Origin of the sequence: Flavobacterium dankookense, from assembly GCF_004362665.1 — a bacterium.
Lineage (GTDB): Bacteria > Bacteroidota > Bacteroidia > Flavobacteriales > Flavobacteriaceae > Flavobacterium > Flavobacterium dankookense.
The window spans coordinates 13,831-27,225 of sequence record NZ_SNXR01000002.1 but is presented as its reverse complement, the minus strand read 5'-3'; the positions used below and the strand labels follow the sequence as shown (position 1 = coordinate 27,225).

General features: G+C 32.1%; 12 protein-coding genes. 10 read left to right on the top strand and 2 right to left on the bottom strand.

The genetic code is table 11. The features are described 5' to 3' along the window. Positions 1-103: 103 nt before the first annotated feature. The 9 genes from BC748_RS00580 (at position 104) to BC748_RS00540 (ending at position 8,912) form a co-directional block, all read left to right on the top strand. A complete protein-coding gene (locus BC748_RS00580) occupies positions 104-2,479 on the top strand; it encodes a heavy metal translocating P-type ATPase (RefSeq protein ID WP_133531519.1) in 2,376 nt (791 codons plus the stop codon). Positions 2,480-2,556: 77 nt separating this feature from the next. Next, positions 2,557-2,748 carry a cbb3-type cytochrome oxidase assembly protein CcoS gene (gene ccoS, locus BC748_RS00575; RefSeq protein ID WP_133531518.1) on the top strand — a complete coding sequence of 64 codons (192 nt, stop codon included), beginning with the start codon at positions 2,557-2,559 and terminating at the stop codon, positions 2,746-2,748. 2 nt (positions 2,749-2,750) lie between these two features. Further along, positions 2,751-4,940 carry a cytochrome-c oxidase, cbb3-type subunit I gene (gene ccoN, locus BC748_RS00570; protein ID WP_133531517.1) on the top strand — a complete coding sequence of 730 codons (2,190 nt, stop codon included), beginning with the start codon at positions 2,751-2,753 and terminating at the stop codon, positions 4,938-4,940. 4 nt (positions 4,941-4,944) lie between these two features. Continuing rightward, on the top strand, positions 4,945-5,115 hold the full coding sequence (locus BC748_RS00565) for a cbb3-type cytochrome oxidase subunit 3 (RefSeq protein ID WP_133531516.1): 171 nt from the start codon (positions 4,945-4,947) through the stop codon (positions 5,113-5,115). Between the two features lie 22 nt (positions 5,116-5,137). Beyond that, the gene (locus BC748_RS00560) at positions 5,138-6,073 is read left to right on the top strand and encodes a cbb3-type cytochrome c oxidase N-terminal domain-containing protein (RefSeq protein WP_133531515.1); all 936 of its coding nucleotides are present in this window, start codon (positions 5,138-5,140) and stop codon (positions 6,071-6,073) included. A gap of 4 nt (positions 6,074-6,077) precedes the next feature. Next, the gene (gene ccoG / locus BC748_RS00555; RefSeq protein WP_133531514.1) at positions 6,078-7,496 is read left to right on the top strand and encodes a cytochrome c oxidase accessory protein CcoG; all 1,419 of its coding nucleotides are present in this window, start codon (positions 6,078-6,080) and stop codon (positions 7,494-7,496) included. Positions 7,497-7,511: 15 nt separating this feature from the next. Beyond that, positions 7,512-7,961, top strand: coding sequence for a FixH family protein (locus tag BC748_RS00550; protein ID WP_133531513.1), 450 nt, complete (start codon positions 7,512-7,514; stop codon positions 7,959-7,961). Positions 7,962-7,963: 2 nt separating this feature from the next. Next, positions 7,964-8,665, top strand: a complete 702-nt coding sequence (locus tag BC748_RS00545) for a sulfite exporter TauE/SafE family protein (RefSeq protein WP_133531512.1) — start codon at positions 7,964-7,966, stop codon at positions 8,663-8,665. Between the two features lie 16 nt (positions 8,666-8,681). After that, complete coding sequence (locus BC748_RS00540; RefSeq protein WP_133531511.1) at positions 8,682-8,912, top strand: HP1242/YdcH family protein; 231 nt, start codon at positions 8,682-8,684, stop codon at positions 8,910-8,912. 37 nt (positions 8,913-8,949) lie between these two features. Here BC748_RS00540 and hemN read toward each other — a convergent pair whose 3' ends face one another. Continuing rightward, positions 8,950-10,314: an oxygen-independent coproporphyrinogen III oxidase gene (gene hemN / locus BC748_RS00535; RefSeq protein ID WP_133531510.1), complete on the bottom strand. Its 1,365-nt coding sequence runs from the start codon at positions 10,312-10,314 to the stop codon at positions 8,950-8,952. Positions 10,315-10,584: 270 nt separating this feature from the next. Between hemN and BC748_RS00530 the strand changes: the two genes are divergently transcribed. Further along, the gene (locus BC748_RS00530) at positions 10,585-10,992 is read left to right on the top strand and encodes a hypothetical protein (RefSeq protein ID WP_133531509.1); all 408 of its coding nucleotides are present in this window, start codon (positions 10,585-10,587) and stop codon (positions 10,990-10,992) included. Positions 10,993-11,052: 60 nt separating this feature from the next. On the opposite strand, the gene BC748_RS00525 is transcribed toward BC748_RS00530, so the two are convergent. Beyond that, positions 11,053-13,314 carry an aconitate hydratase gene (locus tag BC748_RS00525; protein ID WP_133531508.1) on the bottom strand — a complete coding sequence of 754 codons (2,262 nt, stop codon included), beginning with the start codon at positions 13,312-13,314 and terminating at the stop codon, positions 11,053-11,055. Positions 13,315-13,395 lie beyond the last annotated feature (81 nt).

Genomic DNA, 13,395 nt, shown 5'->3' with positions numbered 1-13,395 from the left:
ACAAAAGATTTCGTTCGAGCAAAATTACACTTTTATATGATAAAAATCATATTTCTTGTAAAAGCTTTAACCAACCTTTGCTCCAGGTAAAATGAGTAAAGTTATGGACACACCAAATTGTTTCCATTGTGGTTTAGATATTGTAAAAGAAGACGAAATTATTTTTGACGAGAAAAAATTCTGCTGTAGTGGTTGTAAAACTGTCTACGAGATTTTTGCTCTCAATGATATGACTTGTTACTATGATTTCGAAAACTCACCTGGAGCAACACCACAAGATATAAAAGGAAAATATGATTTTTTAGAAAATGAAAGCATTGTTTCAAAACTCCTTGAATTTAAAGAAGACACAACCGCTATTGTTTCACTTAATATTCCTCATATTCATTGCAGTTCGTGCATTTGGATTTTGGAAAATCTACAACGTCTTCAAGAAGGAATAATTTCCTCTCAGGTTAATTTTCCTGAAAAAACAGTACGAGTTACTTTCAATCCAACAAAAACCAATTTAAAAGCAATTGTTAATTTATTAAGTTCCATTGGATATGAACCATACATCAGTTTAGAGAATTATGAAAGTGGCAAAATTAACCATGATAGAAGTTTAACCTATCGACTTGGTGTGGCTTTCTTTTCTTTTGGAAACATAATGTTATTGTCCTTTCCTGAATATTTTGAAGTCGGAGAATATTGGCTGGAACATTACAAAGGATTTTTTAGATGGTTAATTTTTGCTTTATCGCTTCCAAGTTTTTTTTATTCCGCAAATATCTACTATGTTTCTGCCTATAAAAGCATTAAATCTGGAATGTTGAATATTGATATTCCAATTGCTTTAGGAATCATAATATTTTTTATACGAAGTACTTTTGATATTGTGATGGATTATGGTTCAGGATTTTTTGATAGTCTAACTGGATTGATTTTCTTCATGCTTTTAGGCAAAATGTTTCAAATAAAAACATACAGTTTCCTAAGCTTTGAAAGAGATTTTAAATCGTATTTCCCAATTGCAATTACAAGAATTAAAGACACAGTAGAGGAAAGTATTCCAATTTATGATATTCAAAAAGGTGACAGATTATTGATTCGCAATCAGGAACTCATTCCTGTTGACGGAATTTTAATTACTGAAAAAGCAGCTATAGATTACAGTTTTGTTACCGGTGAAGCTATTCCAATCACAAAAAAATCGGGAGACAAAGTTTTTGCTGGTGGAAAACAAATTGGAAAAGCCATAGAAATGGATGTTTTACATACTGTTTCACAAAGCTATTTAACCCAACTTTGGAGCAACGATGTTTTTCAAAAAAAAGTTGAACAAAAACACAAAACGATAACAGATAAAGTTAGTCGCTACTTCACTCCTATTCTATTAATCATTTCGTTTTTAGGTTTTGGCTATTGGATATTTATTGATTTAAATACTGCATTCAATGTCTTTACTGCAGTTTTAATTGTTGCTTGTCCATGTGCATTGGCATTGACTGCTCCATTCACTTTTGGTAACGTTTTAAGAATTTTAGGAAAAAAGAAATTTTATCTAAAAAACGCGCTAGTTATTGAGCAATTAGCAAAAGTAACGACAATAGTTTTTGATAAAACGGGAACAATAACTACCAATAAAAAATCAAATATTACCTATGAAGGAAAGTCACTTTCGACAATACAATTAGGCATTTTAAAAAATAGTCTACAAGCATCCAATCATCCATTAAGCAGAATGTTATATGATTTTCTTCCCGATGCTAAAAAAATGAAAATTTCCCATTTTAATGAAATCACAGGAAAAGGAATTGAAGCAAACATTGATAATCATAAAATTCAAGTTGGCTCTTCAAATTTTGTTAAAAAGACGGAAGAAACTTCAATACAGCAAACAACGGTTCATATAAAAATCGACGAGGAATATTATGGGAAATTCATTTTCAACAATGAATATCGAAAAGGATTGTCAGAATTATTTAATCACTTAAGTTCCAATTATCAAATAAAAGTTTTATCAGGCGATAATGAAGGTGAACGACCTATTTTGGAGAAATTATTACCTAAAAATACTGAATTGGTTTTTAATCAAAAGCCAGAGCAAAAATTAGAGTTCATAAAAAAACTTCAAGAAAAAGGCGAAAATGTAATGATGGTTGGCGACGGATTAAATGATGCTGGAGCATTAGCACAAAGTAATATTGGGATTTCTATTTCTGAAAATGTAAATGTCTTTTCTCCCGCTTGTGATGCCATTTTAGATGCAAGCCAATTTCAAAAACTGAACTATTTTTTAAAACTATCAAAAAAGGCAATCACAACGATAAAAATGAGTTTTGGACTATCAATTCTCTACAACATTATTGGTTTAACCTATGCTTTAACTGGTAATCTTCTTCCATTAGTTGCCGCTATAATCATGCCGTTGAGCACAATAACAATTGTAAGTTTCGTAACGATAATGAGCAATTTTTACAGCAAAAATTTAAAATAAAATTGAAGAGTAAGGTATGATAAATATCATGTTTATTGAGGATTCGCAATAGTAACTTTGTTAACACAAATTAAGGTATGAGTGTCATTTATTTATTAATCTCTATTAGCATCATCGTTGCCGTTTGTTTTTTTGTTGCCTTCATATGGGCAGTTAAAAACGGACAGTATGATGACGATTATACACCATCAGTCAGAATGCTTTTTGACGATGAACTGAAAAAAGTAAAACCAAAATCAAAACGAATAACTAAAGAAAAACAAATTTAATTATGGAAATGCAACAATTTTATTATGACAACAAAATTGTAAAGAAGTTCATTTATGCTACAATCGTTTTTGGTGTAGTAGGAATGCTTGTTGGGCTTTTACTAGCCTTTTTGTTTCTCTTTCCAAACCTAACCGAAGGAATTTCTTGGTTGAGTTTTGGGAGATTAAGACCTTTACATACCAATGCGGTTATTTTTGCCTTTGTTGGAAATGCAATGTTCGCGGGAATTTATTATTCTCTACAACGATTGCTAAAAGCTAGAATGTTTAGCGACTTATTGAGTAATATCAATTTCTGGGGTTGGCAATTAATTATTGTCGCTGCAGCCATTTCTTTACCATTAGGCTACACTTCTTCAAAAGAATATGCTGAATTAGAATGGCCAATCGACATAGCTATTGCGCTAATTTGGGTAGTTTTTGGCATCAATATGATTGGTACAATTCTCAAAAGAAGAGAACGACACTTGTACGTAGCAATTTGGTTTTATCTCGCAACTTTTGTAACCGTTGCCGTTTTACATATTTTCAACAGTTTAGAATTACCTGTTTCTGCCATGAAAAGCTACTCTGTATATGCAGGTGTTCAAGATGCATTAGTACAATGGTGGTATGGTCATAATGCTGTTGCTTTTTTCTTAACAACTCCTTTTTTAGGATTAATGTATTACTATCTACCGAAAGCTGCTAATCGTCCGGTTTATTCTTACCGATTATCGATTGTCCATTTTTGGTCGTTAATTTTCATCTACATATGGGCTGGACCACATCATTTATTATATTCTGCATTGCCAAATTGGGCTCAAAATCTAGGAGTTGTATTTTCAATTATGCTAATTGCTCCATCTTGGGGTGGAATGATTAACGGACTTTTGACACTTAGAGGTGCATGGGATAAAGTTAGAACTGAACCCGTTTTGAAATTTTTCGTAGTAGCCATTACTGGTTATGGTATGGCAACTTTTGAAGGACCAATGCTATCACTAAAAAATGTTAACGCTATTGCTCACTTCACCGATTGGATTGTCGCTCACGTTCACGTTGGTGCTTTAGCCTGGAATGGATTTATGGCTTTTGGTATCATTTATTGGTTAATTCCAAGAATGACAAAAGGAAAACTATATTCAACCAAACTAGCCAATTTTCACTTTTGGATTGGAACTTTAGGAATTATACTTTATGCTCTTCCAATGTATGTTGCAGGATTTCTTCAAGCTTCAATGTGGAAACAATTCAATCCTGATGGAACATTAACTTATGGAAATTTCCTTGAAACAGTTACTCAAATTATGCCAATGTATTGGATGAGAGCAATTGGTGGAACAATGTATTTAATTGGAATGTTCATCTTAGTTTATAACATCATTCAAACTGTTAGAGCTAATGCCAATGTAGAGGATGAATTTGCTGAAGCACCCGAATTAGTAAAAATAAATGCTGCAAGATTAAAAGGAGAAAAATATCACTCTTGGTTAGAAAGAAAACCTATACAATTAACACTTTTAGCAACAGTTGCAATTCTAATTGGTGGAATAATTCAAATCGTACCAACTATCATGGTTAAATCTAATATTCCAACCATTGCAAGTGTAAAACCATACACACCGTTAGAATTAGAAGGTCGCGATTTATATATAAGAGAAGGTTGTGTTGGTTGTCATTCACAAATGATTAGACCATTCCGAAGTGAAGTAGAACGTTATGGACCACAATCAAAAGCTGGCGAATATGTTTATGATCATCCATTCCTTTGGGGTTCAAAACGGACAGGACCAGATTTACAACGTGAAGGTGGAAAATACAATGATAACTGGCATTTTAACCACATGTGGAGTCCGCAAAGCACATCATCGGGCTCGATTATGCCAAGCTATAAATGGTTATTTGATAATGAGCCTTTGGATATTTCTTTAACGCAAAAGAAAATGCAAGCTATGGTTACTCTTGGAGTTCCTTATTCCAAAAATGAAATTGAAAACGGTCTAAAAGATTTAAGAACTCAAGCATTAAAAATTGAAGAAAATTTAAAAACAGATCCTGACTTTGTAAAAAGTTATGATGAAAGCAAGAAAAAAGCAGCAGCAAAAGGCGAAGAATTTGTTCCAATGAACGAGAGAGAAATCGTGGCTTTGATAGCCTATCTTCAAAGATTAGGAACAGATATTAAAGTAAAAGATAACGCAAAAAAATAAAGTCATGTTTGAGCAAATAAAACACAATATGGAAACAATTGCTGGTGTTGAAATATATCCAATAGTTTCATTAGTCATTTTCTTTTCCTTTTTTGTTGGATTAACAATCTGGGTTTCATCGTATAGAAAAGAAAAAATAGAAGAATTAAGCAACATTCCTTTAAAGGACAATTAATATAATTTTTAAATCTAAAGAAATGAAAAAATTAATCCCATCATATATCAGAATTCCTGTCATTTTCTTTTCAGTTGGTGCAGCGATGGAGTATTTTATCGACTCAGGTGATAGACCTGCATTCATCAAATACCCTATGATACTATTGTTTTTAGGTGTATTTCTTTTTCTACTCATCGCAATTGAAATCGTGAATAAAGCAGTTGATAATGTAACCTATCATTTATTAACAGAAGAACAAAAAGAAAAACTAAAACAAGCTCAAAACTTGAGTTTCAGAGACAGTGAATGGTATAAAAGTCTAATGCACAAATTGACCAGAACTGTTCCTATTGATAAAGAAAATCAACTTTTATTAGATCATGATTATGACGGAATAAAAGAATTAGACAATACTTTACCTCCATGGTGGGTTTATCTATTCTATATAACCATTGTTTTTGCAGGTATTTATCTGTTTCGTTTTCATTTCGCTGGTGCTGATGACCAAGAAATGGAACTCCAAAAAGAAATGGCACAAGCTAAAATTGAGATTGCAGAATACATGAAAACAGCACCCGATATGATGGATGAAAAATCGGTGACTTTGTTAACTGACAAACCAAGTTTAGCTGAGGGAAAAACCATTTTTGATACAAATTGTGCTGCTTGTCACAGAGCAGATGGCGGTGGAACAATTGGTCCAAACTTAACTGATGACCATTGGATTTTAGGTGGCGGAATTAAAAATGTTTTCCATACCATAATGAATGGTGGTCGCGATAGTAAAGGAATGATTTCTTGGAAAGGAACTCTAAAACCTAAAGAAATGCAAAAAGTAGCGAGTTATATTTTATCACTACAAGGCACTAATCCTAAAGATGCAAAAGTAGCTGAAGGAGAAATTTGGGCAGAAAAAGTTACAACTAAAATTGATAGCACAAATATCAAATCAGATAGTTTAAAAACAAAAAATTAAAAAAATGCCAAATTTGCCAGACGAATCATTTCGCGATAGTATCGGAACAATTGACGAAAAAGGTCAAAGGAAATTTATTTTTCCAAAAAAACCTTCTGGGAAATTTTATGACTATAGGAAATGGGTTAGTTATGTATTGTTATTGATTTTAATTGCTAATCCATTTTTAAAAGTAAATGGCAACCAATTCATGATGTTTAATGTCCTTGAAAGACGATTCAACATCTTTGGATTTCCTTTTTGGCCACAAGACTTTTACATTTTTGTTCTTTTTATGATAATTGGCGTTGTATTCGTCATCCTGTTTACAGTCATTTTTGGACGAATTTTTTGCGGATGGATTTGTCCACAAACTATTTTTCTTGAAATGGTTTTCAGAAGAATTGAATACTGGATTGAAGGCGATCGTGGTGCTCAAATTAGACTTTCTAAACAAGAATGGAATGCCGAAAAAATTAGAAAAAAAGGGCTAAAATGGTTGATTTTTTTAATAATATCATTCTTTATTGCTAACGTTTTCCTCGCCTATTTAATAAGCAGCGATGAACTGTTTAAAATGATTGAAGATGGTCCAAAAAATCATCTTGGAACACTAATCGCTTTATTGATTTTTACTGGTGTTTTCTATTTTATTTTCGCTTGGTTCAGAGAACAAGTCTGTATCATTGCTTGTCCTTATGGAAGATTACAAGGCGTACTTTTGGATAATAAATCTATAAATGTTGCTTACGATTTTGTTCGAGGCGAAAAAGAAACCGGTAGAGCTAAATTTAATAAAAATGAAGATCGTTCAACCACTGGAAAAGGTGATTGTATTGACTGTAAACTATGTGTTCACGTTTGTCCAACAGGAATTGATATTAGAAATGGAACACAGTTAGAATGCATCAATTGTACTGCTTGTATTGATGAGTGTGATACAATTATGGAAAGTGTTGGACTGCCAAAAGGTCTTATTCGATATGCTTCTGAAGATGAAATTGAGAAAAAAGAAAAGTTCAAATTCACAACTAGGATGAAAGGTTACACTGCTGTTTTATTCATTTTAATTGGAATTTTAAGTGGTCTTTTATTTCTTAGGACTGAAGTAGAAGCGGTTATTCTGAGATTACCAGGTCAACTTTATCAACACAAAGGCGATAATATAAGCAATGTATATACTTTCAAAATCATAAATAAAACTAATGAAGATTTTAATGATATTCATTTAAAACTAATCAATATCAAAGGAACTTTAACAGTAGTCGGACAAAAAGATTTTAAAGTAAAAAAACAAGGAATGTCAAAAGGAACTTTGTTTGTTGAAATAAATAGTGCACTACTAGAAAACGATAAAACTAAAATAAAGATTGAAGTTTATAATGGAACCAAAAAAATAGAAACAACAACCACTAGTTTTTTAAGTCCGAGAAGTTTTGATTAATCTAAAACAAATAGCATGAAAATTAATTGGGGAACAGGAATCGTAATTGCATTCACACTTTTTATGTCTTTTATATTGTATTTTGTTATCAAAGTGCAATCGAATTCAAAATATGACAACGAACTTGTGGTTGAAGAATATTATAAACATGATGCCAAATTTGGTGATGAAATGGTTCGAATACAGAATGCTCAAAATTTAGTTGAAAAACCACAAATAATCAATGAAGCTGGAGAAATAAAAATCATCTTTCCTCCAAAATTTGATCCAAAAAATATTAAGGGAAAAGTGTCCTTATACAGACCGTCTAACAAAAAATTAGATTTTGAAATTCCGATTTCGCTATCTAATTCTACTTTGCTCATACCTAAAAAAAGTTTGGTAGGCGGTCGTTGGGACATTAATTTGAATTGGGAATATAACAATAAAGAATACCAGTCAAAAAACACCATTTATCTTAACTAAAAATGCTATTCACTGCTTTACTTTTTGGATTAATTTCTAGTTTACACTGCATTGGTATGTGTGGACCAATTGCTATGATGCTTCCTGTTGATAGAAACAATCAAGCAAAAAAAGTAACTCAAATTATAACTTATCATTTAGGTCGATTAACAGCCTACGCTACTATCGGATTGTTATTTGGATTGTTAGGTAGAGGTTTTTATCTGGCTGGAATTCAACAAAATCTATCTATTGCAATTGGAGTATTAATGATAGCTGTAATTCTAATTCCTGAACGCCTTTTTGCTAAATATAATTTTTCAAAACCAATATTTCAAATTATTTCAAAAATAAAAACCAAGCTAGGAAGTCAATTTAAAAACAAAAGCTATAAATCACTTTTTACTATTGGATTACTCAATGGATTTTTACCCTGCGGAATGGTTTATGTCGCGCTATTTGGAGCCATTGCAATGCAAAGTGCAAGTCTAGGTGTTTTGTATATGTTTTTCTTCGGGTTGGGAACAATTCCAATGATGAGCAGTGTGGTTTATATCAACTCGTTTTTAACTATATCCATTCGCAATAAAATTCAAAAAGCAATTCCTTATGTTGGTGTTTTTATTGGAATACTATTTATAGTTAGAGGTTTAGCAATTGGAATTCCTTATGTTTCACCAAGTAGCATCAATTTATTTGTTCAACAAAAAGCAAACTGTCATTAATTCTAAATTTACAATTATGGAAAAACACGATTTACTACATGAATTCCCCGAATATCAAGACAAAATTCATCAACTAAAAATTGAGAACAATCACTTCAAAAAATTATTTGAAGAATATGATGAAATAGAACATCAAATTCTTCGTATTAATAAAGGCATAGAAATTATGACCGACGAAGCATTCAAAGAAATTAAGGTAAAAATGCTACATTTGAAAGATGAAATTTATACTTACTTAAAAAAGTAAAACAAAAAAAATCACGAAAATCGTGATTTTTTTTGTTTTAAATCGTCATTGAAAATAATTGATTTTCAGGAATTTTTCGCTTTAATCGTAAATCAAAAGCCATGCAGATATTTCTAATAAATGGTTTACCTTTTTCATGAATTCGAATTGTTTTATCTTCAATAGTCAGTAAACCATCGTCTTGCATTTCTTGCAATTGAATAATGACATCCGGAAGTTCTTCAAAATAAGCTGAAGTATTTTCCCAAGAAGTTTCAAATTGGCACATTAAATTTAAAATATGTTTTCTAATGATTAAATCTTCATTGGTTAAAAAATGTCCTTTTACAACTGGTAATTTATTCCATTCCAAAAGCTGATAATAATCTTCAATATTTTTTTCATTTTGAGCAAAACTATACCAACTATCACTAATAGACGAAACACCTAATCCAATCATAAGTTGCGTTTTTGAAGAACTATAACCCATAAAATTTCGATGCAAACTTCCATTTTCAAACGATTGGTATAAACTATCTGTTTCAAGTGCAAAATGATCCATCCCAATTTCATAATATCCTTTTTCACGCAATATTTTTTTTCCAACTTCATAGAACATTCGCTTTTTTTCATCTTTTGGAACATCTTCATCTTTAAATCCTCGTTGCCCATTCCCTTTTATCCAAGGAACATGTGCATAACTATAAAACGCTAATCGATCTGGTTGTAGTGATTTTGTTTTTTCTATGGTATCAACTATATCTTCAATTTCTTGAAATGGTAATCCAAAAATAATATCGTGCCCAATTGATGTATACCCAATTTCACGTGCTTGAAGTGTTACTTTTGCTACGTTGTGAAAAGGTTGAACTCGATGTATCGCTTTTTGGACTGTTTCAGAATAATCTTGAACACCAAAACTTACTCTTCTAAAACCTAAATCATATAGTTTTTGCAAATGTTCTCTTGTCGTATTGTTTGGATGTCCTTCAAAACTAAATTCATAAGATGTCGCTTTTTTTGCACTAGTAAAAATCCCATTAATCAAATCTTCTAAATTTTTTATTGAAAAAAAAGTTGGTGTTCCGCCACCAAGATGAATTTCTTTAATAATTGGTTTTTCATCAAACAACTGGCAGTATAAATACCACTCTTTCAAAAGAGCTTCAATATAAGGATGTTCTACACTGTGATTTTTTGTTATTCGTTTATGACATCCACAAAAAGTACACATGCTTTCGCAAAAAGGTAAATGAATGTATAAACTAATTCCTTCTTTGGCATTACTTTCTGAAAAAGATTTCTTCAATGTATCTTTCCAAATTTGATATGAAAAAGTCTGTTCATCCCAATAAGGTACAGTTGGATAACTGGTATATCTTGGTCCAGGAACATTGTATTTTTGGATTAAAGAAGCTGACATAAAATTGAAATTTAATTTTCAAAATTAGACTATCTCAATTCCATACAAAATGATAATTATCATATTAACTATTTAGAAATAGTAACTATTTCATACCACAAATTGATTAAGTAAACTATAAATTCATCAATCATAAAATCGATTAAAGTCAAAAAAATACAGATTAAAAACTGTTTTTAATTAAAAAAGTAAGTTTTTATATTAAATATTTTTGTTTTATTTCATTTTTTTTCTTTTACTTTGTATTGCCCCAAATTAAAATACCTACTAATGAAAAATTTATTCATTGGCATTCTATTACTTTGTCAAGTAATATTTGCCCAAGAGAAAAAAGTTTTTGATACTTACAACTATGGTCAAGACGGAATTGAATACATTGTCAAGACTAAAAAAAGTACTGTTATAGTAAGTACGTTCAATGCTAAATTGGATATTAGACAAGAAATTGCCCAAAAAATATATTTGCTTTACGCAGAAAACAAATTAGAAAGCGATAAAGTCTATACAATAATTGGTGATGAAGCAAATGTTACCGGAAACTGTATTATCAAAAAGAAAGATACGCTAACTTCGATTGAATTTTTTTATGAAAAAGTCGATTGGAAATCAGGACTAACAGAATTGTATAGAAATCCAAATAATCCAATAATTTCAACAGCAATTGCTGATAGTGATTAATAATAAAAAACGCTCCAATAATTGGAGCGTTTTTTATATAATATATTGTTTAGCAAAAACTTATGCATTAGCAGCAATTAAGTTCAAAGCAGAACCAGCAACAAACCAACCAATTTGACTTTCGTTGTAAGTATGATTTGCTAAAATTATATCTTTCGAACCATCAGCATGAACGAATTCTAATGATAATGGTTTTCCAGGAGCAAATTCTTTTAAATCTAAGAAGTTAATAGTATCGTCTTCTTTGATTTTGTCATAATCAGCTTCGTTAGCAAAAGTTAACGCTAACATACCTTGTTTTTTCAAATTTGTTTCGTGAATACGAGCAAATGATTTTACCAAAACCGCTTTCACACCCAAGAAACGCGGTTCCATTGCAGCGTGCTCTCTTGAAGAACCTTCACCATAGTTTTGATCACCAACAACTATTGAAGGAACACCAGCAGCTTTATAAGCTCTTGCAACAGCAGGAACAGCAGCATATTCTCCAGTTAATTGATTTTTAACTTTATTAGCTTCTTGGTTAAAAGCATTTACAGCTCCAATCAACATGTTATTTGAAATATTATCTAAATGTCCGCGGAAACGCAACCATGGTCCAGCCATAGAAATGTGGTCAGTAGTACATTTTCCGAACGCTTTAATAAGCAATTTTGCACCAGTAATATTTTGTCCATCCCAAGCATCAAATGGAGCTAAAAGTTGTAATCTATCAGACGTTGGAGAAACCACTACTTCAACACTACTTCCATCTGCGGCTGGAGCTTGAAAACCTGCATCTTCAACATCAAATCCTCTTTTAGGAAGTTCATCACCAGTTGGCGGATTTAATTTTACAGCTTCACCGTTATCGTTTAACAATGTATCTGTAATTGGGTTGAACGATAAATCTCCTGAAATTGCTAATGCAGCTACCATTTCTGGAGAAGTTACAAAGGCGTGAGTATTTGGATTTCCATCAGCACGTTTAGAGAAATTTCTGTTAAACGAATGTACGATAGTATTTTTTTCTTCTTTATCTGCTCCAGCTCTATCCCATTGTCCGATACATGGTCCGCAAGCATTGGTAAATACTTTAGTTCCCATTTTTTCGAAAGTAGCAATAATTCCGTCTCTTTCAATAGTGTAACGAATTTGCTCAGAACCTGGATTGATTCCGAATTCAGCTTTTGGAGTAATTCCGTGAGCAACCGCTTGTTCTACAATTGATGCAGCACGCGCCATATCTTCGTAAGATGAGTTAGTACAAGAACCAATTAAACCCCATTCTACTTTTAGAGGCCAACCATTTCTAGCAGCTTCTTCTTTCATTTTAGAAACAGGCGTTCCTCTATCTGGAGTAAACGGACCATTAATGTGTGGTTCTAATTCTGATAAATTGATTTCGATTAACTCATCAAAATACTGACTCGGATTAGCATAAACCTCAGCATCACCTGTTAAATAATCGGCAACTTTATCGGCAGCATCAACAACATCTTGACGACCAGTTGCTGCTAAATATCTTCTCATTGAATCATCGTATCCGAAAGTGGAAGTAGTTGCTCCAATTTCGGCACCCATGTTACAAATTGTTCCTTTACCAGTACATGACATATTTATTGCGCCTTCGCCAAAATATTCTACGATAGCACCTGTACCGCCTTTTACAGTAAGGATATCGGCAACTTTTAGAATTACGTCTTTTGGAGCTGACCAACCGTTTAATTTACCAGTCAATTTTACTCCGATAAGTTTTGGAAATTTCAATTCCCATGACATCCCAGACATAACATCTACAGCGTCAGCACCACCAACACCAATAGCTAACATACCTAAACCACCAGCATTTACTGTATGAGAATCGGTACCAATCATCATTCCACCTGGAAATGCGTAATTTTCTAAAACGATTTGGTGAATAATTCCTGAACCTGGTTTCCAGAAACCAATTCCATATTTATTAGAAACTGAAGAAAGGAAATCAAAAACTTCTTTAGATTGAGAATTTGCTACAGCTAAATCGGTAGTTGCACCAACTTTAGCCTGGATTAAGTGATCACAGTGAACTGTTGTTGGAACAGCAACTGTCTTTTTTCCTGCGTGCATGAATTGCAACAATGCCATTTGAGCTGTTGCATCTTGACAAGCAACTCTATCTGGAGCAAAATCTACGTAATCTTTTCCTCTTGTAAAAGATTGAGAAGGCGTTCCTTCCCATAAGTGAGAATATAAAATCTTTTCTGAAAGTGTTAACGGACGACCAACTAATTCGCGCGCTTTATCCACACGTTCTGCCATAGTTCCGTAAACTTTTTTAATCATTTCAATATCAAAAGCCATATATCTTTAAGGTTAAATTGTTTGCGGTGCAAATTTACGAAAACGTTATTTTATTTTAAAAAAAACAGAAAAATATATTGT

What these genes read in the sequence shown, in the direction of transcription:
- BC748_RS00580 (WP_133531519.1), top strand. Translation starts at nt 104, where the DNA reads ATGGACACACCAAATTGTTTCCATTGTGGTTTAGATATTGTAAAAGAA.
- ccoS (WP_133531518.1), top strand. Translation starts at nt 2,557, where the DNA reads ATGAGTGTCATTTATTTATTAATCTCTATTAGCATCATCGTTGCCGTT.
- ccoN (WP_133531517.1), top strand. Translation starts at nt 2,751, where the DNA reads ATGGAAATGCAACAATTTTATTATGACAACAAAATTGTAAAGAAGTTC.
- BC748_RS00565 (WP_133531516.1), top strand. Translation starts at nt 4,945, where the DNA reads ATGTTTGAGCAAATAAAACACAATATGGAAACAATTGCTGGTGTTGAA.
- BC748_RS00560 (WP_133531515.1), top strand. Translation starts at nt 5,138, where the DNA reads ATGAAAAAATTAATCCCATCATATATCAGAATTCCTGTCATTTTCTTT.
- ccoG (WP_133531514.1), top strand. Translation starts at nt 6,078, where the DNA reads ATGCCAAATTTGCCAGACGAATCATTTCGCGATAGTATCGGAACAATT.
- BC748_RS00550 (WP_133531513.1), top strand. Translation starts at nt 7,512, where the DNA reads ATGAAAATTAATTGGGGAACAGGAATCGTAATTGCATTCACACTTTTT.
- BC748_RS00545 (WP_133531512.1), top strand. Translation starts at nt 7,964, where the DNA reads ATGCTATTCACTGCTTTACTTTTTGGATTAATTTCTAGTTTACACTGC.
- BC748_RS00540 (WP_133531511.1), top strand. Translation starts at nt 8,682, where the DNA reads ATGGAAAAACACGATTTACTACATGAATTCCCCGAATATCAAGACAAA.
- hemN (WP_133531510.1), bottom strand. Translation starts at nt 10,314, where the DNA reads ATGTCAGCTTCTTTAATCCAAAAATACAATGTTCCTGGACCAAGATAT.
- BC748_RS00530 (WP_133531509.1), top strand. Translation starts at nt 10,585, where the DNA reads ATGAAAAATTTATTCATTGGCATTCTATTACTTTGTCAAGTAATATTT.
- BC748_RS00525 (WP_133531508.1), bottom strand. Translation starts at nt 13,314, where the DNA reads ATGGCTTTTGATATTGAAATGATTAAAAAAGTTTACGGAACTATGGCA.